27 protein-coding genes are annotated in these 25,774 nt (G+C 73.8%); 13 read left to right on the forward strand and 14 right to left on the reverse strand.

The window, feature by feature from the left end:
- Positions 1–85: 85 nt before the first annotated feature.
- Complete coding sequence (locus CMN_RS10000; RefSeq protein ID WP_015490691.1) at positions 86–814, forward strand: M50 family metallopeptidase; 729 nt, start codon at positions 86–88, stop codon at positions 812–814.
- 71 nt (positions 815–885) lie between these two features.
- Here CMN_RS10000 and CMN_RS10005 read toward each other — a convergent pair whose 3' ends face one another.
- From CMN_RS10005 to CMN_RS10025, 5 genes are read right to left on the reverse strand one after another with little or no spacing between them, the layout of a single operon-like run.
- Positions 886–1,719, reverse strand: a complete 834-nt coding sequence (locus tag CMN_RS10005) for an aldo/keto reductase (RefSeq protein WP_015490692.1) — start codon at positions 1,717–1,719, stop codon at positions 886–888.
- Between the two features lie 22 nt (positions 1,720–1,741).
- Positions 1,742–2,344 (reverse strand): signal peptidase II, encoded by a 603-nt coding sequence (locus tag CMN_RS10010; protein WP_015490693.1) that lies wholly within the window; start codon positions 2,342–2,344, stop codon positions 1,742–1,744.
- 9 nt (positions 2,345–2,353) lie between these two features.
- A complete protein-coding gene (locus tag CMN_RS10015) occupies positions 2,354–2,881 on the reverse strand; it encodes a hypothetical protein (RefSeq protein ID WP_015490694.1) in 528 nt (175 codons plus the stop codon).
- 47 nt (positions 2,882–2,928) lie between these two features.
- A complete protein-coding gene (locus tag CMN_RS10020) occupies positions 2,929–3,495 on the reverse strand; it encodes a type 1 glutamine amidotransferase domain-containing protein (RefSeq protein ID WP_012038747.1) in 567 nt (188 codons plus the stop codon).
- Positions 3,496–3,548: 53 nt separating this feature from the next.
- On the reverse strand, positions 3,549–4,451 hold the full coding sequence (locus CMN_RS10025; RefSeq protein ID WP_015490695.1) for an SMP-30/gluconolactonase/LRE family protein: 903 nt from the start codon (positions 4,449–4,451) through the stop codon (positions 3,549–3,551).
- 243 nt (positions 4,452–4,694) lie between these two features.
- Here CMN_RS10025 and CMN_RS10030 point away from each other — a divergent pair, with 243 nt between their 5' ends.
- The 5 genes from CMN_RS10030 (at position 4,695) to CMN_RS10050 (ending at position 8,368) form a co-directional block, all read left to right on the forward strand.
- Positions 4,695–5,255, forward strand: coding sequence for a Dps family protein (locus CMN_RS10030; RefSeq protein WP_015490696.1), 561 nt, complete (start codon positions 4,695–4,697; stop codon positions 5,253–5,255).
- 121 nt (positions 5,256–5,376) lie between these two features.
- Positions 5,377–6,174, forward strand: coding sequence for an SDR family NAD(P)-dependent oxidoreductase (locus CMN_RS10035; protein WP_015490697.1), 798 nt, complete (start codon positions 5,377–5,379; stop codon positions 6,172–6,174).
- Positions 6,174–6,383: a hypervirulence associated TUDOR domain-containing protein gene (locus CMN_RS10040; RefSeq protein WP_015490698.1), complete on the forward strand. Its 210-nt coding sequence runs from the start codon at positions 6,174–6,176 to the stop codon at positions 6,381–6,383. The genes CMN_RS10035 and CMN_RS10040 overlap by 1 nt, the downstream gene beginning before the upstream one ends.
- A gap of 78 nt (positions 6,384–6,461) precedes the next feature.
- On the forward strand, positions 6,462–7,709 hold the full coding sequence (locus tag CMN_RS10045; RefSeq protein ID WP_015490699.1) for a sensor histidine kinase: 1,248 nt from the start codon (positions 6,462–6,464) through the stop codon (positions 7,707–7,709).
- Complete coding sequence (locus tag CMN_RS10050; RefSeq protein WP_015490700.1) at positions 7,706–8,368, forward strand: response regulator; 663 nt, start codon at positions 7,706–7,708, stop codon at positions 8,366–8,368. Before CMN_RS10045 ends, CMN_RS10050 begins: the two co-directional genes overlap by 4 nt.
- Positions 8,369–8,387: 19 nt before the next feature.
- Here CMN_RS10050 and CMN_RS10055 read toward each other — a convergent pair whose 3' ends face one another.
- From CMN_RS10055 to CMN_RS10075, 5 genes are all read right to left on the reverse strand, one after another.
- On the reverse strand, positions 8,388–9,773 hold the full coding sequence (locus CMN_RS10055; RefSeq protein ID WP_015490701.1) for a D-alanyl-D-alanine carboxypeptidase/D-alanyl-D-alanine-endopeptidase: 1,386 nt from the start codon (positions 9,771–9,773) through the stop codon (positions 8,388–8,390).
- A 112-nt stretch (positions 9,774–9,885) separates the two neighbouring features.
- The gene (locus CMN_RS10060; protein WP_015490702.1) at positions 9,886–10,518 is read right to left on the reverse strand and encodes a recombinase family protein; all 633 of its coding nucleotides are present in this window, start codon (positions 10,516–10,518) and stop codon (positions 9,886–9,888) included.
- Between the two features lie 87 nt (positions 10,519–10,605).
- Complete coding sequence (locus CMN_RS10065) at positions 10,606–10,884, reverse strand: DUF3072 domain-containing protein (protein WP_015490703.1); 279 nt, start codon at positions 10,882–10,884, stop codon at positions 10,606–10,608.
- An 87-nt stretch (positions 10,885–10,971) separates the two neighbouring features.
- Positions 10,972–12,177 carry a PrsW family intramembrane metalloprotease gene (locus tag CMN_RS10070; RefSeq protein ID WP_015490704.1) on the reverse strand — a complete coding sequence of 402 codons (1,206 nt, stop codon included), beginning with the start codon at positions 12,175–12,177 and terminating at the stop codon, positions 10,972–10,974.
- A 104-nt stretch (positions 12,178–12,281) separates the two neighbouring features.
- Positions 12,282–13,694: an FAD-binding oxidoreductase gene (locus CMN_RS10075; protein ID WP_015490705.1), complete on the reverse strand. Its 1,413-nt coding sequence runs from the start codon at positions 13,692–13,694 to the stop codon at positions 12,282–12,284.
- A gap of 58 nt (positions 13,695–13,752) precedes the next feature.
- Here CMN_RS10075 and CMN_RS10080 point away from each other — a divergent pair, with 58 nt between their 5' ends.
- On the forward strand, positions 13,753–14,700 hold the full coding sequence (locus CMN_RS10080) for a DNA-3-methyladenine glycosylase family protein (protein WP_015490706.1): 948 nt from the start codon (positions 13,753–13,755) through the stop codon (positions 14,698–14,700).
- A 3-nt stretch (positions 14,701–14,703) separates the two neighbouring features.
- Here the strand turns inward: CMN_RS10080 and ku are convergent, their stop codons facing one another.
- Positions 14,704–15,732: a non-homologous end joining protein Ku gene (ku, locus tag CMN_RS10085; protein ID WP_015490707.1), complete on the reverse strand. Its 1,029-nt coding sequence runs from the start codon at positions 15,730–15,732 to the stop codon at positions 14,704–14,706.
- A 37-nt stretch (positions 15,733–15,769) separates the two neighbouring features.
- Here ku and CMN_RS10090 point away from each other — a divergent pair, with 37 nt between their 5' ends.
- The 4 genes from CMN_RS10090 to CMN_RS10100 all read left to right on the forward strand — a co-directional run bounded on the left by CMN_RS10090 (position 15,770) and on the right by CMN_RS10100 (position 20,445).
- The gene (locus tag CMN_RS10090; RefSeq protein WP_015490708.1) at positions 15,770–18,274 is read left to right on the forward strand and encodes an ATP-dependent DNA ligase; all 2,505 of its coding nucleotides are present in this window, start codon (positions 15,770–15,772) and stop codon (positions 18,272–18,274) included.
- A 98-nt stretch (positions 18,275–18,372) separates the two neighbouring features.
- Complete coding sequence (locus CMN_RS10095) at positions 18,373–19,251, forward strand: fumarylacetoacetate hydrolase family protein (protein WP_015490709.1); 879 nt, start codon at positions 18,373–18,375, stop codon at positions 19,249–19,251.
- Positions 19,252–19,280: 29 nt separating this feature from the next.
- Entirely contained in the window at positions 19,281–19,418 is a 138-nt protein-coding gene (locus tag CMN_RS15130; protein ID WP_015490710.1) for a hypothetical protein, read from the forward strand.
- 43 nt (positions 19,419–19,461) lie between these two features.
- Positions 19,462–20,445: a hypothetical protein gene (locus CMN_RS10100; RefSeq protein WP_015490711.1), complete on the forward strand. Its 984-nt coding sequence runs from the start codon at positions 19,462–19,464 to the stop codon at positions 20,443–20,445.
- Positions 20,446–20,522: 77 nt separating this feature from the next.
- Here CMN_RS10100 and CMN_RS10105 read toward each other — a convergent pair whose 3' ends face one another.
- Positions 20,523–22,040, reverse strand: a complete 1,518-nt coding sequence (locus CMN_RS10105; protein WP_015490712.1) for an aspartate ammonia-lyase — start codon at positions 22,038–22,040, stop codon at positions 20,523–20,525.
- A 105-nt stretch (positions 22,041–22,145) separates the two neighbouring features.
- Here CMN_RS10105 and CMN_RS10110 point away from each other — a divergent pair, with 105 nt between their 5' ends.
- The gene (locus tag CMN_RS10110) at positions 22,146–22,997 is read left to right on the forward strand and encodes a DUF429 domain-containing protein (protein ID WP_015490713.1); all 852 of its coding nucleotides are present in this window, start codon (positions 22,146–22,148) and stop codon (positions 22,995–22,997) included.
- A 15-nt stretch (positions 22,998–23,012) separates the two neighbouring features.
- On the opposite strand, the gene CMN_RS10115 is transcribed toward CMN_RS10110, so the two are convergent.
- Positions 23,013–23,759, reverse strand: coding sequence for a polyprenol monophosphomannose synthase (locus CMN_RS10115; RefSeq protein ID WP_015490714.1), 747 nt, complete (start codon positions 23,757–23,759; stop codon positions 23,013–23,015).
- Positions 23,760–23,948: 189 nt separating this feature from the next.
- On the opposite strand from CMN_RS10115, the gene CMN_RS10120 reads away from it, so the two are divergent.
- On the forward strand, positions 23,949–24,473 hold the full coding sequence (locus tag CMN_RS10120; protein WP_015490715.1) for a GtrA family protein: 525 nt from the start codon (positions 23,949–23,951) through the stop codon (positions 24,471–24,473).
- Positions 24,474–24,479: 6 nt separating this feature from the next.
- Here the strand turns inward: CMN_RS10120 and CMN_RS10125 are convergent, their stop codons facing one another.
- Complete coding sequence (locus tag CMN_RS10125; protein ID WP_015490716.1) at positions 24,480–25,757, reverse strand: Nramp family divalent metal transporter; 1,278 nt, start codon at positions 25,755–25,757, stop codon at positions 24,480–24,482.
- Positions 25,758–25,774: the final 17 nt, after the last annotated feature.

Here is a 25,774-nt window from a genome sequence, read left to right on the forward strand (position 1 = left end):
CAGGCGGATGTGGTGGGCTGGGCGCTCCCCATCCGACGCCCGGCACCGCCCGACGCCCGCATCCCCCGCCGACCCGAGGAGCCCCATGGACCCCGTCGAGATCGTCCGCGACGTCGTCGCGCGCGCGACCGCCGTCGAGGCGCCGCTGGAGCCGGGACCCGCGCTCGTCGCCGTCGCGCTCGCCGCGGTGCTCGTGCTCGTCCCCGCCGCCTGGCGGCTCACGCGCCATGCCGTGACGATCGTGCACGAGGGCGGGCACGGGCTGGCGGCGACGCTGAGCGGGCGGCGGCTCGCGGGGATCCGCCTGCACTCGGACACCTCGGGCCTCACCGTGAGCGTCGGCCGACCGCGCGGGCCGGGCATGGTCGTCACGCTGCTGGCGGGCTACCCGGCTCCCGCGCTCGCGGGCCTCGGCGCCGCCTGGCTCGCCGGATCCGGGCGCTCGGCCGCCGTCCTCTGGCTGTGGCTGCTGCTGCTCGCGCTCGTCGTGATCCAGGTGCGCAACTGGTTCGGGCTGTGGTCGTGCCTCGTCGCCGGGGTCGTGGTCGGCGTGATCGCCGGTGCCGCGCCGATCGTGGTGCAGGGCGTCGCGGCGCACGCCCTCGCGCTGTTCCTCCTGCTCGGCGCGCTGCGAGCGACGCTCGAGCTGCAGCGGTCCCGCTCCCGCCGCGGCGGCGCGTCCGACGCCGACCAGCTCGGGCGGCTGACGCACCTGCCGGGGATCCTGTGGGTCGGCGTGCTCGTCCTGGTCGCGGCCGCGTGCCTCGTCGGCGGCGTCGCGCTGCTCGGGATCCCCGCGCTGCTCGGCCGCTGACCCGCCCCGCACGCGACGCGGCCGCCGCGCCCGGAGGGACGCGACGGCCGCGCGGGGATGGACGGAGGGCCCTACATCTCCTCGTGCGTGTCCGGGTCGCCGTCCCAGAGGCGCGACTGCGGGCCGGAGCCGATCGCGCGCACCTCCTCCTCGGTGAGCTCGAAGCCGAAGACGTCGAGGTTCTGGCGCTGGCGCTCGGGATCCGTGGAGCGCGGGATCGGCAGCGCGCCCGACTGGACGTGCCAGCGCAGCACGGCCTGCGTGGGCGTGACGCCGTGTGCCTCGGCGGCGGCGACCACGGCCGGGTCCTGCATGAGCTGCTCGCGGGTGCCGAGCGGCGACCAGCTCTCCGTCACGATGCCGTGCTCGGCGTGGAAGGCGCGGAGGGCGCCTTGCGCGAACGTCGGGTGCAGCTCCACCTGGTTGACGACGGGCAGCACGCCCGTCTCGTCCTGGAGGCGCGTGAGATGCGCGGACGTGAAGTTCGAGACGCCGATCGAGCGGACGAGCCCGCGCTCCTTGAGCTCGATGAAGGCGCGCCAGCTGTCGACGTACCTGTCGACGCTCGGGTTCGGCCAGTGGATGAGGTAGAGGTCCACGTAGTCCACGCCGAGCGACGCGCGCGACTGGTCGAAGGACGCGAGCGTCTCGTCGTAGCCGTGGTGGCGGCCGGGCAGCTTGGTGGTGAGGAAGAGCTCCTCGCGGGGGACGCCGGAGCGGCGCATCCCGTCGCCCACCGCGGCCTCGTTGCCGTAGTTGAGGGCCGTGTCGAGCAGGCGGTAGCCGGCGCCGATCGCGCCGGACACGAGCTCGGCGCCCGCGTCGTCGTCCAACCCGTAGGTGCCGAGGCCGATGGCGGGGATGCGGTTCCCGTCGGACAGTTCCAGTGTGGGGATCGTGGTCATCCCCTCACGCTACGCCGGGGCGTCAGGCGCGGTCGGCGGGCGCGGATCCGGCGTCGGCGGGCGAGGCGACGGCCTCGTCGTCCGCGTCGGCGTCCCGTGCGTCGGCCGCGTGGTCGCGCCCGAACACGGTCGTGAGCGCCCACGCGATCATGCCGCAGACCGTGAGGATGTCGGCCACGTTGAAGACCGCGAACCACTCGACGGCGATGAAGTCGACGACGTGGCCCGACAGCGGCCCGTCCTCCGCGCGCGTGATGCGGTCGACGAGGTTGCCGAGCGCGCCCGCGAGCACGGCCGAGAGCAGCAGCACCTGGAGGAGCGACGCGCGGTGGCGGATCTGCCACCCGACCCACACGGCGAGGCCGAGCGCGAGCGCCATGATCCCGACGGTGAGCAGCGGCCCCACCTCGGCGCCCATACCGAAGGAGACGCCCGGGTTATAGACGAGGGCGAAGCGCGCCGTCGGGAACAGCGGGATCGTCTCGCCGCCGCCGAGGGCGTCGACCGCCCAGCGCTTGCTGAGCTGGTCGAGGACGAAGCCGACGACCACCACGACGACCGCGAGCGCCACGACGACGGGGCGGGAGGTGCGGGGACGGCGTGCGGCGGGGGGTGCGGTGGTCACGCGACGAGCCTAGGCGGTGGCCGCGGCCGGATCCTCCGGGTCGTCGGCGACGCGCGGCGCGAGCGGCGCGGCGGCGGCCCGGTCGCGGATCCGCGTGGCCGCCTCCCGCGGGAACGTGCTGCGGACGAGGTGGTGCGTGCCGTCGGCCGCCTCGATCGCGACCGCAGGCCCGGCGTCGAGCAGGATGGCCGCGCCGCCGCCCGGGAGGGACCGCACGCCGATGCCGCGGACGGTCCGCGGGCGGAGGTGGTCGACGACCGTGCAGTCCGCGATGCCGGAGTACGGGATCCGGATGCGCTTCAGCGGCACGAGCGCCACCTCGACCTCGCCGGGGTCGAGCGTGATGCGGATCCGCAGCGAGCCGACGACGGCGCCGGCCGCCACGAGCAGCACGGCGACGATCACGCCGAGCGCGCCGCCCCCGCTGGTGGCCAGGACCACGAGGCCGGCCACGGCCAACACTAGCCCGACGAGGCGGACGCCGCGCGGCGCGGGCGTGGTCTGGCGGAAGCGCGCGTCGGGTGAGGGCGTGGTCACGCCCTCACCCTAGGCGCGCGGCTGTCCGCGCGGGTCAGGCGGACGGGTCAGGCGTGCTGCTCGTCGTGCTCGCCCTCGGCGATCTCCTCGATCAGCTTCGCGTTGAACGCGGGCAGGTCGTCGGGGTTGCGGCTCGTGACGAAGCCGCTGTCGACCACGACCTCCTCGTCGACCCACTCGGCGCCCGCGTTGCGGAGGTCGGTGGCGAGGGTCGGGTACGAGGTCATGCGGCGGCCGTCGACCACGCCGGCCTCGATGAGGATCCACGGCGCGTGGCAGATGGACGCGACGGGCTTGCCCGCCGTGAAGAAGGCCTTGGCGAAGGCGACCGAGTCGGCATCGACGCGGAGGTCGTCCGCGTTCACGACGCCGCCGGGCAGCACGAGGCCGTCGTAGTCGGCTGCGTCGGCGTCCTTCACCTGAACGTCCACGTCGAACGTGTCGGCCTTGTCGATGTGGTTCAAGCCCTGCACGGTGTCCGACTTCGGGGACACGAGGACGGGCTTCCCGCCCGCCTCCTGCACGGCCTTCCACGGCTCGGTCAGCTCGACCTGCTCGAAGCCGTCCGTCAGCAGGAAGGCCACCGTGCGGCCCTGGATGCTCTCTCCGGTCATGTGCGTTCCTCCTCGTGAGGGTGTCGCCGCCCGGTCGGACGGCCCCCTCGACGCTACGCCCGCGGAGCGTCGTCGACCACGGTGCGGAAGACGTTCACCGGACGGCCGGACACGGCGGTGTCGATCGCGAAGACGCCGCCCGAGAGCGGGTGCTCCTCGAGCTGTTCCTCGGTGAGGTTCTCGCGGGCGGTGCCGATGACGAGGGTGCGGAGGTCCGGTCCTGCGAACGCCACCGAGGTGACGTTCGGCGCCGGGATCTCGATCTCGAGGTCCTTCGTGCCGTCGGGCGCCCAGCGGACGACCTTGCCGGCGCCGTAGATGCCGTTCCACGCGAAGCCGTCGACGTCGAGGGTGAGGCCGTCGCTCATCTCGCCGTGGATCCAGTGCTCGAGCTCCCCGAGCTCGCCGTCGGCCGAGTAGGTCGCGCGGTAGACGGTCTCCTCCGCGGTGTCGGTGAGGATCATCGTGCGGCCGCCGTCGGTCCACTCGAAGCCGTTGGTGACCGCGAAGCCGCCGAGGAGCGTGCGCAGGGTGCCGGATCCGTCGATCGAGTAGACCGCCGCGTCGGGCTCGCCGTCGGTGACGTCCATGGAGCCGATGACGAAGCGGCCGCGGGGATCGACCTTGCCCTCGTTGAGCCGGATGCCGCCGTGCGCGTGCTCGACCCGGGCCAGCTCGCGCGTGATCCGGCCGGCCCGGTCCACGAGCACGATGCGGTCGCCGAGCCCCGCGACGTAGCCGCCGTCGTCCGCCGGTTGGAAGGACGCGAGGGGCGGCGGCAGCTCGAGGACGGTGTCGTCGGATCCGTCGACGGCGCCCGTCCACGGGCTCCGGTGCAGCGTGCCCGCGGTGATGTCGTTCCACATCACGTCGCCGGCGGGATCCCACCAGAGGCTCTCGACGAGGATCGCGCGGGCGTCGCGCAGGACGCGGAGGTCGGAGGTCAGGACGGTCATGGACCCAGCCAAGCACCGGGAGCGCGGGCCGTCCGCGGAGCGAAGGGATGGGGGGCGACGCTGAGCGCCGACTGTGAGCGCCCTCATCGTTCATGCGATGACGAAGCAGCGGGCGTACCGTCGAGGAGCGGCCGGATGACGTGCGCGAGCGCGCCCGGCCCGCGGGGCCCCGTCCCACCGGACGCCGCCCCGCACGGATCGGGAACCCCCGACCCCACGAACGAACAGAACGAGGAGTCGCACATGACCACGACCGTCGAACGCCCCACCAGCGCATCCGCGAAGGCCACCCAGCCCGAGGGCTCCAAGCCCACCAAGCGCCAGAACGCCGAGCGCGGCTTCAAGGCCAGCGAGCAGCTGCACGAGAACATGCAGAAGGTGCTCGTCGACCTCATCGAGCTGCACATCCAGGGCAAGCAGGCGCACTGGAACGTCGTCGGCAAGAACTTCCGCGACCTCCACCTCCAGCTCGACGAGATCATCGACTCGGCGCGCGAGTTCAGCGACGACCTGGCCGAGCGCATGCGCGCCCTCCACGCCACGCCGGACGGACGCAGCGACACGGTCGCCGAGACCACGACGCTCCCCGAGTACCCGCAGGGCGAGGTCGACACGGCCGAGACCGTGGACCTCGTGACCCAGCGCCTCGAGGCCGCCGTGCACACCATGCGCGAGGTCCACGACGACGTCGACGAGGAGGACCCGACCACCGCGGACCTCCTCCACGGCTTCATCACCGCGCTCGAGCAGTACGCGTGGATGGTCTCCGCGGAGAACCGCCGCGTCGGCTCGGCCGCCGAGTAGCGCGAGCAGCACGCACATCACGACCCGAGGGCCGCGCCGCCAGGTGCGGCCCTCGTCGTGTCCGGGAGGGCACGGCAGACGACACGACGACGCCCCACGCGGGGCAGACGAGGAGACCGGGATGGATCTCGGCATCACAGGCAAGACCGCGCTCATCACGGGAGCCGACTCGGGGATCGGGTGGGAGACCGCGCGCATCCTGCTGGCCGAGGGCGCGACCGTCGTCCTCAGCGACCAGGACCAGGGATCGCTCGACGAGGCGGCCGCGAAGCTCGACGGCGGCGACCGCGTGCACGCGCTCGCGGCCGACGTGACGAGCGTCGAGTCGCTCGCCGCGCTGCACGAGAAGGTGCAGGAGGCCGTCGGCGACATCGACATCCTCGTGCAGTCCGCGGGCATCACCGGCGCGCAGGGCCTCTTCCACGAGATCGACGACGAGGGCTGGACGAACACCATCGAGGTCGACCTGATGGGACCCGTGCGGCTCGTGACGCGGTTCCTCCCGTCGCTCCGCAAGGGCGGCTGGGGGCGGATCGTGTTCCTCGCCTCCGAGGACGCCGTGCAGCCGTACGACGACGAGCTCCCGTACTGCGCCGCCAAGGCCGGGATCCTCGCGCTGTCGAAGGGCCTGTCGCGCAGCTACGCCAAGGAGGGGCTGCTCGTGAACGCGGTCTCGCCCGCCTTCATCCACACGCCCATGACCGACGCGATGATGGAGAAGCGCGCCGACCAGCTGGGCACCTCGAAGGACGACGCGATCGAGTCGTTCCTCGACGAGGAGCGCCCGTACATGGAGCTGAAGCGCCGCGGCGAGCCCGCCGAGGTCGCCAACGTGGTCGCGTTCCTCTGCTCCGACCTCGCGTCGTTCGTGAACGGCTCGAACTACCGCGTCGACTCCGGATCGGTGGCGACGATCTGATGGCGGACCTCACGAAGGGCGACCACGTGACCTGGAACACGCCGCAGGGCGAGACCCACGGGAAGGTCGTCGAGGAGAAGACGAAGGACTTCCAGCACGACGGGCAGCACTTCACGGCCTCGTCCGACGAGCCCGCGTACATCGTGGAGAGCGACAAGTCCGGCAAGACCGCGGCCCACAAGGGATCCGCGCTGACGAAGAAGAAGTAGGTCCCTCCCTCGCGGGTACCGGCGACCGGTACCCGCGGGGGGCGACCCTCCTGCGGGCCCGCGCCTAGGCTGTGGCCGATGGACACCGGGACCGCCGCCGCGAGGCGCTCGACGTCGACGCGGGCACCCCGTCACCGCGACGGCATCGAGCTGTTCGTGGACGCGGTCGTCGGCCTCGTGCTCGCCGGCCTCGCCCTGAGCCCGCCGGTGGACGTGCAGGAGGCGGGGTTCCCCGTCGCCGCCCTCGTGCTCCTGTCCGTGGTCGTGCGCTCGGCGTACCCGGGCGCCGCCCTCGCCCTCGCCTGGGTGATGGCGTTGACGCAGTGGCAGCTGGGCGAGCGGCCCGGCTTCGCGGACCTCGCCCTCCTGCTCGTGCTCTACTCCACCGCCCGACGGGGATCCCGCGCGACGGCGGTGATCGGCGGCGCCTCCGCGGTCGTGGGCGGCGCCATGGCGACGGTCTACCTGCTGCACACGGGCGCCCGCTACTCGCTCCTGATCAGCCCCGGCGGCATCGGCGCCATGATCTTCGTCGCGGCCCCGGTGCTGATGCTGCTGCTCGCGTGGCTGACCGGCCTCGTGGTGCGCGTCATCCGCGCCCGGACGACCGAGTCGCGGCTCCGTGTCCAGGCCGAGGACACCGCCGTGAAGGCCGTCGACCTCGCGCACGCCGAGACGCTGCGCGCGAGCATGGCGCGGGACGTGCACGACATCGTCGGCCACTCGCTCGCCGTGATCATCGCGCAGGCCGACTCGGTGCAGTTCCTCGACGACGAGGAGCGGATCCGCGGCGTCTCCGCCACCATCGCCGACACCGCCCGCCGCTCGCTCGCCGAGGTGCGCGAGGTGCTGAGCGGCACGAGCGTCGCCGAGGCCGACGACGGGCCCGAGGACCTCGACGCCGTCGTCGCGCGGGTGCGGGCCGCGGGCGTCGACCTCGCGCACGAGGTGCGCGGCACCCGGCGGCCCGTGGATCCCGTGCGCCAGGTGGTCATCCGCCGCGTCGCGCAGGAGATGACGACCAACGCGATGCGGCACGGGGAACCGGGTGGCCGGATCCGCCTGCGCGAGACCTGGCGCGCGTCCGACGTCGTGCTCGAGGTCGAGAACCCGGTCGCCCGCCCCGGCGCCGTCCCCGACAGCGGCGCCCACCTCGGCCTCGAGTCGCTGCGCGTCGGCACCGGCGTCGAGGGCATGCGCGCCCGGCTCGCCGCCGTCGGCGGCGACCTCGAGGCCGAGCCCGTCGACGACCTCTTCACCGCCCGGGCCCGCATCCCGCTGCCGGGCTCCCATTACATCCCCACCGTGCCGGGAGGCCGCCCGTGATCCGCATCGTGCTCGTCGACGACCAGGAGCTGTTCCGCGGCGGCGTGCGCGTCGCCCTCGACGCCCAGCCCGACCTCGAGGTGGTGGGCGAGGCCGGCGACGGGCGGGAGGGCCTCGCCGTGATCGACGAGGCGCGGCCCGACGTCGTGCTGCTCGACATGCGCATGCCCGTGATGGACGGGCTCGAGACCGTGCGCGCGCTCTTCGACGGCACCCGCGACGCTCCCCCGCGCGTCATCGTGCTGACGACGTTCGCGCTGGACCGCGCCTCGGCCACCGCGATCCGCGGAGGAGCCAGCGGCTTCCTGCTCAAGGACGCGACGCCCGCGTTCCTCGCCGCGGCCATCCGCGCCGTGCACGCGGGCAGCGCCGTGCTCGCGCCGGACGAGCTGACGCAGCTGTTCACCTCCGACGCGACCGCCGCGCCCGCGCCCGTGGCGCCGCCCGCCTTCCGCTCGCTGAGCGCCCGCGAGAAGGACGTCTTCGGGCACGTGGCGCGCGGCCTGTCGAACGCGGAGGTCGCGGCGCTCGAGTTCGTGAGCGAGTCGACCGTGAAGACGCACGTGAGCAGCATCCTCGCGAAGCTCGCGCTCCGGGACCGCGTGCAGCTCGTCGTGTACGCGCACGACCACCGGCTCGTGGAGCGCGCCGGGTCGTAGCGGCCTCCCGGCCCCGGGATCAGCCGCCGAGCGCGCCGCCGCAGCGGTGCAGCCCGGTCGCGAGGGCGTCGATCTCCGCGCGGGCGGACTCCGCCGGGACGGACGGTTCCACGTCCTCCGCCCAGATCGTGAACGCGACCTCGGTGCCGTCCTCCGCGTCGGCGATGCCGGTGAGGCCGTGCATCCGCTCGAGCGTGCCCGTCTTGCCGCGGATCCGGCCGGCCGCCGCGTCGGCCTCGCCGGTGAAGCGGCCGCCCTCCGCGAGCGTACCGGTGCGCCCGGCGACGGCGAGGCCGGCGTCGACGATGGCGAGGTCGCCGCGGTGCTCAGCGATGCGCACCATGAGCCGGGTGAGGAGGGCGGCCGGCACGCGGTTCGCGTCCGACAGGCCCGAGCCGTCGACGAGGACGATCCCGTCGGTGGGCAGGTCGAGGCCGGCGAGGGCGGCGGGCGTGCTGCGCTGGATGTCGGCGGTGGCGCTGCCCGCGCCCGTCTCGATCGCGACCAGGCGCGCGAGCGTCTCCGCGAGCGTGTCGTCGGAGTGGGTGAGCATGTAGCCGACGAGGCCGCGGACGGGCGCGGACTCCACGGTGCCGAGCACGGCGGATCCGGACGCCGCGGTCACGAGCGGGCCGTCGGCCGCCACGTCGTCGCCGAGGAGCGCCGCGAAGGCGTCGGCCGCGCGCGCGACGGCCGCCTCGCCGCGGCGGGAGTACGCCTCGGCCGGGTCGTCGCGGTCGCCGTCGACCATGAGCGCCGTGATGTTCGACATGGATCCCCCGCGCCGGGCCTCGAGCGGCCACTCCGGCAGCCAGGCGGGTCCGGTGAAGAGGCCGCTGTCGACCTGGAGGCGGCGGATGGGGACGCCCGCGAGGTCCGGATCCTGGCGGCGGGCCTCGAGCACCTGGCGCGCGAGGTCGTCGAGGTGCGGGGCGTCGGGGTAGACGCCGTCGGTGCCGGACGCCAGGCGGCTGAGCGTGGGATCGCCGCCGCCGACGAGGACGACCGTGTCGGCCCGCGCCCCCTGCACGACGCGCGTCGCGATCCGGCGGTCGGGGCCGAGCGCCTCGACGGCGGCCGCCGCGGTCAGGACCTTCATGGTGCTGGCGGTCGCGGCAGGCGTGTCGCCGCGCACGTCGAGGACGGTGCGCCCCGCGTCGCCGTCCACCTCCTCCGCCGAGAGGTGCAGCGTGCCGATGGACCAGCCGCCCGTGAGCGCGTCGACGGTGCACGACGCGGGATCCGCGAACGCCCCGCCCGCGGGCGACGGGAGGATGCCGGTGACGAGGCCGGCGCCGACCACCGCGGTCGCGACGACCGCCGCGAGCACCGCGTCGCGGCGACGGCGGACGACCCGGGAGCCAGCCTGCGGTCGTCGGGCGGCGGCGGGACGGGATCCGGTCATGTCCCCAGGGTAGGAAACCGCCCGGCCCGGCACCTCGGCCGCGGGTGCCGACGCCCTCCGTCGCGCGGACCAGCGCGCACCGGCCGGCTCGCACGGGCCGTGCGCCGCGGGGTCAGCGCAGCATGCCGCCCTGGCGGCCCGACTCGGCCCAGGCCAGCGCACGCGTGACGACGCGCTCGCTCACGTCGAGCACGCGCGCGATCTCCGCGGTGTCGCGGCCCTTCGACCGCTCCTCGACGGCGATCTGCAGCTTCCGCCGGGTGATCCCCTTGGGCAGCGACGGGAGGGCGGGCGCGGCGGGTTGCGCGGCGCCGGCCTCGGGGTCGGCGCCGGACGCGGATCGCGCGGGCCGGTCGACGGGCCGCCTGCGGCGCCGCTCGGCCTCCGTCGTCTCCTCCACCGTCGCGAGCGCGAGCGTGGCCGCGAACAGCCCGCGGCCGGCCGCCGTGCCGGCCTCCAGCCCGTCGCGGATGGCGCGGAAGGCGATGCCGCGCGCCTCGAGCCCGTTGAGGATCCGCACGACATCGGCGGTGCCCGGCCCCAGCCGGTCGAGGCTCACGACGAGCAGCTCGTCGTTCTCGCGGAGGTAGTCGAGCGCGTCCTGCAGGCCCGGCCGCGGGGCCCGGCGCCCCCCGGCGACGTCGACGAAGATGCGCTCGCAGCCGGCCGCATCGAGGGCGTCGACCTGGTCCTGGTACGGCTCCTCGGAGCGCGCGACGCGGACGTACCCGACCAGCGTGGTCATCCGTGCTCCCTCCCCGCGTGGGCCCCCGCGTCACGCGACGACGGACGGGCGCCCATGCGGCGCCCGTCCCTCCCGTTCATGCTGAGATCAGCTCGCGTCGTCCGACTGCGGCGACGCCGTGTCCTTCTTCTCCTGCAGGCGCTCGATGTGCTCGCTCGCCTCGGCCTTGTTGAGGTCGGCGGAGATCTCCTCGCCGGCCTGCGTGGCGAGCGAGTCGAGGTAGCTGCGCTGTGCGCCCGTCATCGGCTCGTCGCCCGTGACCCACGTGCTCGGGTCCTTCTCGGCGCTCTGCGGCGGCGTGGGGGTGGAGGAGCCGAGCATCTCCTTCTCGTCGCCGCCGGTGGTGTCCTGCTTCGCATCGCTCATGGTGGTGCCTCCTCGTGTGATGCCTTCGACGCTACTCGCGACCGGCGACACCGGACGGGTGCGGGCGTCGGCCGAGACGCCGGGCGGCTAGCGTCGACCGCCGCGCAGGAGCGCCTCGCGGTGCTCGGTCACGGCGCGCAGCAGGCGGCGCTCGTCGTCGAGGTGCCCGGCCTCCGAGCGCCCGGACGCCGCGGGCCGCTCCGAGAGCATCCGCTGGCGCGCGAACGCCAGCCGGGTCGCGTCCCGCGTGAACAGCCCCATCGCGCGTCCCGCGTCGCCGCCGCGCGTGCGCGCCCACAGCCGCGCGCGGCGGCGCCCCTGCCAGGTGCTCAGCATCTCGACCTCGGCGGGCGTGAACCAGCCGACGGTCGCGTACTCGCGGAGGCGGCGGCGCGTGAGGTGGATCTCGTAGCGGCGCAGCAGGATCACGACCGTCACGAGGAAGGCGAAGATCGGCACCTGCAGCAGCACGTAGAAGGAGAGGAAGTCGCCCGTGATGGTGACGCCCGTGTTCCAGAGGGCGTGCAGCACGATGGCGCCGACCAGCCCGATCGCGCCGAACCCGAGCGCCGCGCCCGGCCCGCGGCGCGCGCCGTAGCCGATCGCGATGCCGGTGATCATGGTGAAGGTCACGTGCGCGAAGGGCGAGAACAGGCCCCGCATCACGAAGGTGCCGACGAGCGTGCCCGTGGTGCCCGAGACGAGCGGGCCGCCGAAGTAGACGATGTTCTCCGTGAAGGCGAAGCCGGCCGCGATGGTCGCGCCGTAGACGATGCCGTCCACCGGCCCGTCGAAGTGGCGGCGCGCGACCCAGAAGACGAGCAGCAGCCCGATCGCCTTCGCCGACTCCTCCACGACGGGCGCCTGGACGGCGAGCTGCAGGAACTCGGTGTACTGCGTGGGCACGCCGATCGCGAGGCGCGCGTACTGCGCGACGAGGTCGAACAGGAGCGCGATCGCCACGGACGCGGCCGCGCCCCACAGCAGCGCGAACAGCAGCGCCAGCCGGGGCTCGGGCTCCCACCGGTCGACCCAGCGGATGGCGAGGAGCACGCCGGCGAGCGGGATGAGGGCGAGGAGCGCGCAGATCGCGACGGCCTGGACCCCGAGGCTGAGCACGAGATACGCGGCGACGACGAGTCCGACGAGCAGCAGGACGGCGACGCCCACGACGCCGAGCACGGCCGACGCGGTGATGCGCGAGGGCGCGTGCGCCGTCGGCAGCTCCATGGACGGCGGCGGCGAGGTCGGCGAGGGGCGGTGGACGGTCACGGGGACGGACGGGTCGGTCACGACGGCCCTCTCTTCGGCGGATCGGCCTCGCCAGCCTACTGGCGGGGTCGTCGGCCGTCGGGGGCGGCGTCGCACGCGGACACGCGGGGCGCGACGCCGGCCCGTCAGGCCGCCTTGCCCGGGTTGAGGATGCCCTGCGGGTCGAAGACGCGGCGGATCCCGGCGGCCAGCCCCATGACGTCCTCGCCCAGCTCGTCGGCGAGCCAGCGCCGCTTGAGGAGCCCCACGCCGTGCTCGCCCGTGAGCGTGCCGCCGAGGTCGACGGCCGCGCGGAAGAGGAGGTCGGCCGCGCGCCACACGTCGCCGGGGATGCCGGTCGCATCGCCGTCGGGCGTGGTCGGGTCCTCGGGGATGCAGAAGTTGGGGTGCAGGTTGCCGTCGCCCGCGTGCGCCACCGTCGGGATCCGCAGGCCCGTCTCCCGCTCGATCTCCCGGATGCGCGCGAGCATGTCGGCGAGGCGGGAGCGCGGCACGGCCACGTCCTCGATGAGCACGCGGCCGCGGGCGGCGAGCGCCGGGTGGAAGGCGCGGCGGATCGCGAGGAGGCGCTCGCCCTCGTCGGCGTCGTCGGTCACGTCGGCCGTGCCGCCGCCCGCGACCACGACCTCGACCACGCGAACGGCCTCCGCGGCGGCGTCCGGGCCGTCGCAACGCACGAGGAGGTGGGCGGATCCGCGCGTGGAGTGGTCGGTGCCGAGGAACGCGTCGATGGCCTCGAGCGCGCCGGCGTCGAGCAGCTCCATCGCGGCCGGCCGGATGCGCGCAGCCGTGATCGCGGAGGACGCCGCCGCCGCCGAGGTCGCGTCGGGGAAGAACGCGGCGACGGTCGACGGCGTCGCGGTCGGGAGCGGGCGGAGGCGCACGGTCGCGCGCACGATGACGCCGAGCGTGCCCTCGGAGCCGATCATGAGCGCCGTGAGGTCGTAGCCCGTGACGCCCTTGACGGTGCGGTGGCCGGTGTCGACCACGCGGCCGTCGGCGAGCACGACCGTGAGCGCGAGCACGGCCTCGCGTGTCACGCCGTACTTGGCGCAGAGCAGGCCGCCCGCGTTGGTCGCGATGTTGCCGCCGATCGTGGAGATGGCCTTGCTCGCGGGATCCGGCGAGTACCACAGGCCGAGCGGGGCGAGCCGGGCGTTGAGGTCGTCGTTGAGGACGCCGGGCTCGACGACCGCGAGCTCGTCCGCCTCGCTGACCTCGAGGATCCGGTCCATGCCGCGCACCGAGAGCACGATCTCGCCCGCGGTCGCCGTCGCGCCGCCCGCGAGGCCCGTGCCGGCGCCGCGCGTGACGACGGGCGTGCCGGTGGCGCTCGCGATGCGCAGGGTGGCGACCACGTGCTCGACGTCGGTCGCGCGCACGACGGCGATCGGATCCGCGGGGCTGCGGTAGCCGGAGCGGTCGCCGCGCGCATCGTCGAGGGAGGCGGGGTCGGTCGCGACGACGTCGCCGAGGGCCGCGACGAGCTCCGCGCGGACGGCGTCGGCGGAGGGGGCATGGACCACGTCGTCGATCATGCGATCCACCCTAGGTCGCGCGCGGGCCGCGGTCGGGGGCGTCGGGCAGGCTGGGCGCATGGACTCCCCCGGCGCCGCCGCGCACGTCGACCGCACGGTGCTCGAGGTCCCCGGTCCCTTCGACGGCGGCGGCGTGATCCGCTTCCTCTCCTGGCACGCGGTCGCGGGCGCCGAGGAGGGCGACGACACGTCCTTCACGCAGTCCGCGCGACTCGCGCGCGGCGCGGGGACGGTGACCGTGCGGCTGCTCGACGCGGACGACGCCACCGCTCCGAGCGCCGACGCCGTCACGCGCGTCGAGGTCACCACCCGCGTCGAGCACGCCGCCGACGCCCCCGAGCTCCTCGGCGGCACGCGCCGCCTGCTCGGCCTCGACGTGGACGCGGCCCGCATCGACGCCGACCTCGCCCGCGACCCCGCGCTCGCCGCCGCCGTGCGCGCGACCCCGGGCCTCCGGATCCCCGGCACGCTGGATCCGCGCTCCACGCTCTTCCGCACCGTCGTCGGCCAGCAGATCTCCGTCGCCAGCGCCCGCGCCACCCACGGCCGCATGACGGCCGACCTCGGCGAGGACCTGCCCGCGTCCGTGGCGCACGGATCGGTGACCCGCCTGCCGCCGACCGCCGCCCGCATCGCCCGCGACGGCGCCGAGCTGCTGCGCGGTCCCGCCCGGCGCACGGCCACGCTGATCCGCATCGCCGAGGCGCTCGAGAGCGGCGAGCTCGCGATCGAGCACGGCATGCCCCGCGCGGAGCTCCGGGCCGCGCTCGTCGCGTTCCACGGCGTCGGACCCTGGACGGCGGACTACGTCGCGATGCGCGCGCTCGGCGAGCCCGACATCCTGCTCTCCGGCGACCTCATCGTCCGCCGCGGGGCCGCCGCGCTCGGCCTCCCCGACGAGGCGCGCGCCCTCGACGCCCGCGCCGCCGCGTGGTCGCCGTGGCGCTCCTACGCGACCCTGCACCTCTGGCGCGTCATGACCGACGGGATGCCGGCCGCGGGCTGACGCCTAGGCGCTCTTCTTCTCGGCGGCCGGCTCCTTCGCGGTCCCGGACTTCGCGGCCGGCTTCTTCGCCGCGGTCGACTTCGCGGATGCCGTCTTCGTCTTCGACGCCGTCTTCGGCTTCGCGGCCGCCTTCTTCGCGCTGCTCGGCTTCGCGGGTGCGTCGTCCTCGTCGTCGGACGCCGCCGCCTTCCCCTTCTTCGCGGCCGGCTTCCGCGCCGGCGCCTTCCTCGCCCCGGATCCCCCGCCCCGGCTCCGCTCGATGCTCCTCTTCAGCGCGTCCATGAGATCCAGCACCTCGCCGCCCGCGTCCTCGTCGTCCTCGGACTCGCCGAAGGTCGCGTCGGTGTCGAGCGAGTCGCCCTGCGCGAGCTTCGCGTCGATGAGGGTCTTCAGCTGCTCCTGGTACTCGTCGCTGAACTTGGACGGGTCGAAGTCCTCCGCGAACCCGTCCACGAGCTGTGCCGACATCTTGAGCTCCCGCGGCGAGATCTTGGGCGCCGCGTCGAGCGACGGGAAGTCGGCCTCGCGCACCTCGTCGTCCCAGAGGAGCGTCTGGAGCATGAGCACGTCGCCGCGCACGCGGAGCGCCGCGAGCCGGGTGCGCTGACGGAGCGTGACGTGCACGATCGCCGTGCGGTCGGTCTCCTGCAGCGTCCGGCGCAGGAGCGCATACGACTTGGGGCTCGAGGAGTCGGGCTCGAGGAAGTAGCTGCGGTCGAGCATCACGGGATCCACCTGGTCGCTCGGCACGAACTCCACGACGTCGATCTCGCGGCTCTTCTCCTCCGGCAGCGCGGAGAGGTCCTCCTCGGTGATCACCACGGTGCGGTCGCCGTCGTCGAACGCCTTGTCGATGTGGGCGTAGTCGACGACCTTGCCGCACACCTCGCAGCGGCGCTGGTACCGGATCCGCCCGCCGTCGGCGTCGTGCACCTGGTGCAGCGGCACGTCGTGGTCCTGCGTCGCGCTGTAGACCTTCACGGGCACGTTGACGAGGCCGAAGGTGACGGCGCCCTTCCAGATGGCTCTCATGGGTCCAGTGAACACCGGCCCGGTCCATGCTGGAGCGATGGCGGGCGCGAAGCAGCAGGTGGAGGTCGAGGGGCGGCGGATCACGCTCACGAACCTCGACAAGGTGCTGTACCCGGCCACCGGCACGACCAAGGGCGACGTGATCGCCTACTACGCCGCCATCGCGCCGCACATGATCCCGCACCTCCGCGACCGGCCCGTGACGCGGAAGCGGTGGGTCGACGGCGTCGGCACCGACGAGCACCCGGCGAAGATGTTCTTCCAGAAGGACCTCGACGCCCACACGCCCGAGTGGGTGCTCCGCCGCGCGATCCAGCACCGCGACCACGCCAACGACTACCCGCTCGCGAACGACGTCGCGACCCTCACCTGGCTCGGGCAGATCGCCGCGCTGGAGCTGCACGTGCCGCAGTGGCGCTTCGGCCGCACGGGCGACGTGCGCCGGCCCGACCGGCTGGTGCTCGACCTCGACCCGGGCCCCGGCGCCGGCCTCCCGGAGTGCGTCGAGGTCGCGAAGGCCGCGCGCGCGATCCTCCGCGACATGGGCCTCGAGCCGTACCCGGTGACGAGCGGATCCAAGGGCATCCACCTCTACGCCGCGCTCGACGGCAGCCACGACGCGGACGCGATCTCCGAGGTCGCGCACGAGCTCGCCCGCGCGCTCGAGGCCGACCACCCCGACCTCGTCGTGAGCGACATGAGGAAGGCGCTCCGCGAGGGCAAGGTGCTCGTCGACTGGAGCCAGAACAACCCCGCCAAGACCACGGTCGCGCCCTACTCGCTGCGCGGGCGCTCCCGGCCGACCGTCGCCGTGCCCCGCACCTGGCGCGAGCTCGCGTCGCCGACACTCCGGCACCTGGAGCTGGACGAGGTGGTCGCGCGGATGCGGACGCGCGAGGATCCGCTCGCCCCCGTCGAGGAGGGCCACCGCGAGAGCCTCGAGCCGACGCGCGAGCGGCTCGCGGGATTCGCGCACAAGGACGCGGACGCCGCCGGCGACCGGCTCGCGACCTACCGGTCCAAGCGCGACGCCGCGAAGACGAGCGAGCCCGTGCCCGCCGACGCGCCCGCGCCCAGCGATGGCAGCTCCTTCGTGATCCAGGAGCACCACGCCCGCGCGCTGCACTGGGACTTCCGGCTCGAGCACGACGGCGTGCTCGTGAGCTGGGCCCTCCCCAAGGGCGTGCCCACCGAGCACGGCACGAACCACCTCGCGGTGCAGACCGAGGACCACCCGCTGGAGTACGGGTCCTTCGAGGGCACCATCCCCGCGGGCGAGTACGGCGGCGGCGAGGTCACCATCTGGGACGCGGGCACCTTCGAGCTGGAGAAGTGGCGCGATGGGCACGAGGTCATCGCGACGCTGCACGGGCGCGGCCACGGCACCGGCATCGACGGGCCGCGCCGCTACGCGCTCATCCACACGGGCGGGCACGGGAAGGCCGACGCCAACTGGCTGATCCACCTGATGGAGCCGGCGGACGCGCCCGCCGCGCACCACCCGAAGCCCGCGCGCCCCGCCGCGCTCGCGAAGGCGGGCGGCCGCACGCGCGTCGGCGCCCGCCGGAAGGGCCGCGCCGCATTCGCCGCCGCGCCCATGCTCGCGACCGCCGCCACCGGCGCCGGCCTCGACTCCGACGAGGAGTGGGCCGTCGAGATGAAGTGGGACGGCTACCGCGCGATCGCCGCCGTCGCGGACGGCCGGGCGACCATCACGAGCCGCAACGGCGTCGACCTCACCGCCGCCTTCCCCGAGCTCGCCGATCTGCCCGACCAGCTCGCCGCCGACGCGGTGCTCGACGGCGAGATCGTGGTGCTGGGCGACGGCGGCCGCCCCGACTTCGGCCTCCTGCAGACGCGCCTCGGCCTCACCGGCGAGAAGGACATCGCGCGTGCGCGGAAGGCCGCGCCCGTGCACCTCATGCTCTTCGACGCGCTCGCGATCGGCGACCGCGTGCTCGTCGGCGAGCCGTACCGGGAGCGCCGCGCCGCGCTCCTCGACGCGGTCACGTCGCCGGGCCGCGGCCGGATCCAGGTCCCGCCCGCATTCGACGGCGACCTCGACGGGGCGCTCGCCACGAGCCGTGAGCTCGGCCTCGAGGGCGTCGTCGCCAAGCGCGTCGACGCGCCCTACGAGTCGGGCCGGCGGTCGAGCGCCTGGATCAAGATCAAGCACCATCGCGCGCAGGAGGTGGTGGTCGGCGGCTGGCGCCCCGGATCCGGCAGCCGGTCCTCCGGCATCGGCTCGCTGCTCGTCGGCGTCCCCGGCCCCGACGGCCTGATGTACGCGGGCCGCGTCGGCACGGGCTTCACCGAGCGCGACCTCGCCGACGCCCTGCGCCGGTTCCGGCCGCTCGCGCGGAAGACGAGCCCCTTCGCCGACGTGCCCGCCGCCGAGGCCCGCGACGCGCACTGGATCACGCCCCGCCTCGTCGGCGAGGTCGAGTTCGCCGAGTGGACCTCCACCGGCCGCCTCCGCCAGGCGTCGTGGCGCGGCTGGCGGCACGACAAGTCGCCGGACGAGGTCGTGCGCGAGGACTGAGCCCCGGCGGTGCACCCGCGCACCGGGTGAGGCGGACATTCCCATGCACGTTATGACCGCAACCGCGCCCGTCCACCCGCGCCCGATACGCTCGTGCCATGAAGTTCGCCCACCTGCTCGCCGACGACGGCGTGACCCCCCGACTGGCCGCGATCGTCTCGGAGGGCCAGGCGCTCTTCCTCGACGAGGTGCTCGACGACTCCCCCCGCGACCTCCAGGACCTCATCGAGCGCGGCGACGACGAGATGGCGCGCGTCCGCGCCACCGTCGAGCGCGCCGTCGCCAGCCGCACCAGCACCACGCCGGTGGACGGCGTCACGCACGCCTCCGCGATCCTCCGCCCGCCGGCCGTCTACGCCGTGGGCCTCAACTACTCCGCGCACGCCGAGGAGCTCAACATCACGAGCGCCTCCGCCCCCACCGTCTTCGCGCTCTGGCCGAACTCGCTCTCGGGCCACGAGGGCACCACGAGCTGGCCGCGCTCGCTCAGCGAGGAGGTCGACTACGAGGTCGAGCTCGGCGTCGTCATCGGCAAGGCCGCCCGCGACGTGTCCGTCGAGGACGCGCTCGACCACGTCTTCGGCTACACGGTCGTCAACGACATCACGGCCCGCAACCTGCAGTTCTCGGAGCAGCAGTGGAGCCGCTGCAAGAGCTTCGACGGCTTCTCCCCCACGGGTCCCGTCGTCGTCACCCGCGACGAGGTGCCGGATCCGCAGGACCTCCGCATCACGACGGTCCTCGACGGCGAGACGGTGCAGGACGGCCGCACGAGCGGCATGGTCCGCACGGTCGCGCGCCTCGTCTCCTACCTCTCCACGTCGTCCACGCTGCAGCCGGGCACGCTCATCTCCACGGGCACGACGAGCGGCGCCGGCTACTCGCGCGACCCGCAGATCTTCCTCAAGGACGGCAGCACGGTCACGGTCTCCGTCGAGGGCATCGGCTCGCTCACGACGCACACGCGCATCCTCTGACGATCGGGGCCGCGCGTAGGCTCGATTGCATGACCGACCAGCCTCAGGACCCGATCCACGACCACTCGATCCCGGAGGACGCCGACGTCTCGGCGCCCGACGCCGTGGATCCCGAGACGGACGAGCTGCACGACGCCACCGGCCGGAAGGGCGAGGAGGACGCGTAGCCGCTCCCGGACGATGCACGTCCGCCGCGTCTAGGCTCGACGCATGATCAACCGTCTCCTCTTCCTCGCCGGCATCGGCACCGGATACGTCCTTGGCGCGCGCGCCGGGCGCAAGCGCTACGAGGGGATCGCGCGCACCTCCCGCTCCGTGTGGTCGAGCGAGCCCGTCCAGCGCGGCGTCCGCCAGGCGCAGACCGTGCTCGACGAGAAGGGCCCCGTCGTCGTCGAGCGCACCGTCGAGACCGCCCGCGAGGTCGCGGACTTCGTCGGCCACGCCGTCCAGGGCGCCGCCGTCGCCGTCGGCCGCACCGCGCACACCGTGGGCGAGCGCATCGGCACCACCACGCAGGACGTCGCGGGCCGCGTCGGCAGCACCACGCAGGACATCGCGGGCCGGGTCGGCGACACCGCCAAGGACCTCGGCACCCGCACGGCGGGCCAGACCAAGCACGTCGTCGACCGCGTCGGCCAGCAGGCCACCGAGGTCGGCCACCGCGTCGCCGAGACGTCCCAGGACGTGCGCGACCGCGTCGTCGAGACCGCCGAGGACCTCCGCGAGCGCGGCGAGGAGGCCGGCCGTCGCGCCGTCTTCACCGCGGCCGAGGCGCGCGACGAGGCGCTCGCGTCCTTCGACGACGAGGACGAGACCGGCCCCGTTGCGATCCCCCGTGACGGCGCCGCGCGCGCCGGCGAGAAGGACGCGTCCGCCGACGGCACCGAGGACGACGCGGACGAGGACCTCGACACGCTCGGCCCCGAGGACCTCGGCGAGGCGGGCGACGCGGACGAGCAGCCCGCCGGGGAGACGGCGGCACCCGCCCCGGCCCCCGCCCCCGCGAAGCCGAAGGCCGCCGCGAAGAAGGCCGCGTCGAAGCCGAAGGCGGCCCCGACGCCGGCCGACGCCCCACACGTGCCGACCCCGGGCGACATCGCCGGATCCGTGCACCGCGAGGAGCCTCCGCACGCGGCCCCCGCCGACGACGCGACCGGCACCACCCCTGCCCGCACCTCGGGCGACGACGCCTGACGCCGAGCACGACACCCGCACGCGACAGCGCGCCGCAGCCCTCGGGCCGCGGCGCGCTGTCGTGTTCCCAGGGCGCGTCAGTTGACGGCGCCGCCCTCCTCGGCCGCATGCGCGGCGAGCATCTCGGGCGTGATCACCGACATGGCCGCCGTCACGGGCTCGAGTCCCGACAGCCGGTCGGGCGCGAGGATCTTCTCCACCTGCGTCCGCGTCATGAGCCCCGCCTCGACCACGAGGTCCGGGATCGACGCGCTCGTCATCAGCGCCGTCTTCGCGAGGCTGGAGGACGCGGCGTAGCCGATGTAGGGCGTCAGCGCCGTCACGACGCCGACCGACGACTCCACCTGGGCCGCGAGCCGCTCGGTGTTCGCGGTGATCCCGTCGATGCAGTTCACGCGCAGCGTCTTCGCCGCGTTCCGCAGCCAGCTCAGCGACTGCAGGAGCGAGTGCGCGATGACCGGCTCGAACGCGTTGAGCTGCAGCTGCCCGCCCTCGGCCGCCATGGTCACCGTGACGTCGGCGCCCGCGATGGAGAACGCGACCTGGTTGACGACCTCGGGGATCACCGGGTTCACCTTGCCGGGCATGATGCTCGACCCCGCCTGGCGCGGCGGCAGGTTGATCTCGCCGAGCCCCGCCTGCGGCCCCGACGACAGCAGCCGCAGGTCGTTGCAGATCTTCGACAGCTTGATGGCGCCGCGCTTGAGCGTCGAGGAGAGCGTCATGAACACGCCCGCGTCGCTCGTCGCCTCGATGAGGTCGCTCGCGGTCACGAGCGTGTAGCCCGTGATGGCGCTGAGGTGCCCGCGCACGGCGGCCGCGTAGTTCGGATCCGCCGTGATGCCCGTGCCGATCGCCGTCGCGCCGAGGTTGATTTCCGAGAGGAGCGGCACGAGCTCGCCGAGCCGCGCGTGGTCCTCGCCGAGCGTCGTCGCGAAGCCGTGGAACTCCTGGCCGAGCGTCATCGGCACGGCGTCCTGCAGCTGCGTGCGCCCCACCTTGAGCACCTGCGAGAACTGAGCGCCCTTCGCGAGGAACGACCGGCGCAGCAGGTCGAGCTCGTCGAGCGTCTGCAGCAGCGAGTGGATGAGCGCGACCTTGAGCGCGGTCGGGTACGTGTCGTTCGTCGACTGGCTGCGGTTCACGTCGTCGAGCGGGTGCATGTGCTGGTAGTCGCCCAGCGCGTGGCCGGCCTTCTCGAGCGCGCGGTTCGCGATCACCTCGTTGGTGTTCATGTTGGTGCTGGTGCCGGCGCCGCCCTGGATCACGCCGACCACGAACTGGTCGTGCAGCTGCCCTGCGATGATCTCCGAGCAGACCTCGTCGATCTGCTTGGCCTTGCGGGCGTCCAGGACGCCGATCTGCACGTTGGCGCGGGCCGCGGCCTGCTTCACCTGCGCGAGGGCGATGACGAACTCCGGGTAGACGCTGAGCGGCCGGAGGCTGATGGGGAAGTTCTCGAGCGCGCGCGCCGTGTGGATCCCCCAGTAGGCGTCGGCGGGGACGTCGAGGCTCCCCAGGCTGTCGGTCTCGGTCCGGACGGGGTGGCCGTCCGGGGTCGGGATGCGGTCGTCGTTCGGGCTGGCAGGGGTCATGTGGAGGCTCCGTCGTCTCGTCGCTCGTGGCATGAGGTTCCCTCGACCCTACTAGCGGGCCCGCGCGCCGCCGAGGGCGCCCGGGCCCGCGGATAGGCTCGTCCGATGCGCCGCTTCCTCGGGATCGACCTCGCCTGGGCGGAGGGCACGGCGGCCCGCCCGGCGCGCGAGACGGGGCTCGCGTGCATCGACGCGTCGGGTCGCGTGCTCGCGCTGGAGACGGCCCGCGGGATCGACGAGGTCGCCGCCTGGGTGGACCGCTGGCAGGGCCCCGGCGCGGTCGCCGCGGTCGACGGCCCGCTCGTCGTCGCCAACGCCACGGGCAGCCGCCTCGCCGAGAAGGAGGTCGCGTCCCGCTACGGGCGCCTCGGGATCTCCGCCTACCCGTCGAACCAGGGCCTGCCCGCGCAGGGCGCCGTCGCGCTGCGGCGGAGGCTGGAGGAGACGGGATGGGAGTACGACGACGGATCCGACGCCGACCGCGACCCGGACGCCCGCACGATGCTCGAGTGCTACCCGTACACGACGCTCGTCGGCGCGCCCGAGCTCGGGTTCGCTGCCATGAAGCCGCGGTACAAGCGCCTCGCTCCCCTGCTCGCGACGGCCGACCGTCGGCCGCATCGCGCGGCCGAGTTCCGCATGGTGCTCGAGGCGGTCGCGGGGCTGGCGCACGCGGATCCGCCGCTCGTCGTCGCGACGCACCCGCGCGCGGCCGCGCTCGTCGCCGACGGCCCCGCGATCCTGGAGCGGCAGCACAAGCACCTCGAGGACCTGCTCGACGGCCTCATCTGCGCGTGGACCGCGTCGTACTGGGCGCGGCACGGGCGGACGCGCTCGCAGGTGCTGGGGGCGACGGATCCGGTGGTCGACGAGCGCGGGCGCCGCGGCACGATCATCGCACCGGCCCGGCCGCACCAGCGCGCGCCCGATGATCCGCTCTTCACGCCCGAGGAGTGAGCGCGACCGGATGCGTCAGCCCCGGCGCAGCCCGAAGCGCAGCTGCAGCACGAGGAGCAGGTTCTTCACGAGCGTGTCGCTCGGGATCTTCGACTCGCCCTCGGTGCGGTCCATGAACACGATCGCCACCTCGGTGGGCCGCCTCGCCTGCTTCAGGGCGCGCTGCTTCATCTCGATCTGGAAGCCGTAGCCCGTCGTCGTGATGGTGGACGGCGTGATCCGCCGCAGCAGCCCGGTCTCGTAGAGGTTGAAGCCGCCCGTGTAGTCGGTGATTCGCGACCCGAGGAACAGGCGCGTGTAGAGGTTGCCGCCGACGCTGAGGAACCGGCGCTTGAGGTCCCAGTCGGGCGTCGCGCCGCCGCGGATGTAGCGCGAGGCGACCACGAGGTCGGCCCCGCCGCGCACCCGGCGCAGCATCTCCGTGATGTAAGCGGGGTCGTGCGAGAGGTCGGCGTCCATCTGCAGGATGTGCGTGGGCGGCTCGTCGGACCCGAGCAGCTTCTCGAAGGCCCAGATGTACGCGGCGCCGAGGCCGGCCTTCTCCGCGCGGGTCTCGACGCGCACGCGGAAGGCGTCGGTCTCGACGCTCGGCGCGAGCGACCGGGCGAGGTCGGCGGTGCCGTCCGGGGAGGAGTCGTCGACGATCATCGCGGTGATCCGGAAGTCGGGGTTCTCCGCCGCCATGGCGGCGAGGCGGGGCAGCAGCTCCCCGATGTTGCGCGCCTCCTCGTAGGTGGGGATCACGATCGTGAGACTGCTCAAGCTGGTGGTTCCGTCTCCGCGTCGGGGGTCGACCCGGATCCGGGCCTCGTCGAGTCTAGCCAGCGACCGCCGATCCGACCGCGCGGGACGGCCTTCGCCCGTTATCTCCTTGTTACACTTCGGGTGGCCCGGCGCCCTGACGCCGTGCGCCCCCGCCGAACCGACCGGCGACCGCCCGGGAGGATCAGCGTGACCAGACTCCTCGCCGACCGCCGCGTCCGCTTCCTCATCGCCGGCCTCCTCAACACGGCCCTCGACTTCGTGCTGCTCAACCTGCTGATCCTCTCCGCCGGCATGCCCGTCATCGCCGCGAACCTGGTCTCGGTCACGGTGGGCATCACCATCTCGTACTTCCTCAACCACTTCTTCGTGTTCCGCCACGGCGAGCCCGTGACGGTGGGCCGGTTCCTCCAGTTCTTCGCCGTCACCGGCTTCAGCTCTCTCCTCCTACAGAGCGGCGTCATCTGGCTCTTCGAGCGCGGCTTCGACACGACGTTCGGCCGCTCGCTGCTCATGTTCGGCACCAGCGCGGAGCAGGAGTTCCTCGAGATCAACATCGCGAAGGCCACCGCGGTGCTCATCGGCCTCGTGTGGAACTTCACGCTCTACCGGCTGGTGGTGTTCCGGACCCCGGCGCCCGTCGCGCCCGTCGCGCCCGTCGCGCCCGACGCCGAGGGCTCCGCCGCCGTCCGCGAGGCCGCGTCCGCCGACTGAGCGGGGCTACAGCAGCTTGCCGACCTCCGTCGCCAGCTGCTGCACGCCGAGCACCACGAACAGCAGCGCCGAGAGGCCCATCACCGTGTTGCTGAGCGGACGGTTGCGCCACGCGCGCGGCGTGCGGTCGGTGTTGAGGAGCACGAGCAACGTGATCGCGAGGAACGGCATGAACAGGGCCCCCAGCACGCCGTACGCGATGATCAGGCCGATCGGCTGGTCGAGGAACAGCAGGCCGATGGGCGGGATCGTCAGCCAGACGATGAACGCCCGGTAGTAGCTGCCGCCGAGGCGACGGCGCGGGTCGTCCGCGTCGAGGCCGCGGACGGTGCCGAGGAAGTCGGCGAACATGAGCGAGACGCCGTTCCACACGCCGAGGATCGACGAGAACGACGTGGCGAAGAAGCCGAGCAGGAAGAACCACGTCATGAAGGCGCCGTACCGCTCCCCCAGCACGTCGGCCAGCTGCACGAGCCCGCCCTCGCCGTCGGCCAGCGCGATGTCGGCGGAGTGGAGGAGCTCCGCGCCGACCACGAGCATCGAGAGCACGAAGACGCCGCTCATCACGTAGGCGACGGAGTTGTCGATGCGCATGACCTTCATCCAGCCGGGCGCCACCCAGCCCTTCTCGCGCAGCCAGTAGCCATAGGCCGCGAGCGTGATGGTGCCGCCGACGCCGCCCGCGATGCTGAGCGCGACGACGAGGCCGCCCTCGGGGATCGTGGGCACGAGGCCCGTGAGGAGCGCGGGCACGTTCGGCACGGTGACGATCGCGGCGCCCACGACGGTCACGAACATGAGCCCGACGAAGACCGCGATAATCTTCTCGAACGCCGAGTAGCGCCCGAACCAGACCACGAGGGCGCCCACGAGGCCGCACCCGATGGCGAAGACCTTGAGGTCGACGCCCGGGAAGAGCGCCGCGAGCGGGAGCGCCGAGGAGCTCATGGCGGCGGCGCCGTAGACGAGGCCCCAGATGAGGATGTACGGGCCGAAGTACCAGGCCGTCCACCGGCCGACGGTGCGCCAGCCCTCGAAGATCGTCTTCCCCGTCGCGAGCGAGTACCGGCCGGCGCCCTCGACCAGGAAGATCTTGATGATCACGCCGAGCACGGCCGCCCAGAGCAGGGCGTAGCCGAAGCGGGAACCGGCCACGAGCGTCGCGACGAGGTCGCCCGCGCCGATGCCGGTCGCCGCGACCACGAGGCCGGGCCCGACGATCCGCCAGCGCTTCGCGGACTCCTGGGGTTCGCGCACGTCGCCGCGCGTGTCGAGGTCGGTCATGAGCGGGCTCCCGTGCG

Origin of the sequence: Clavibacter nebraskensis NCPPB 2581 (assembly GCF_000355695.1) — a bacterium.
GTDB classification, from domain to species: domain Bacteria; phylum Actinomycetota; class Actinomycetes; order Actinomycetales; family Microbacteriaceae; genus Clavibacter; species Clavibacter nebraskensis.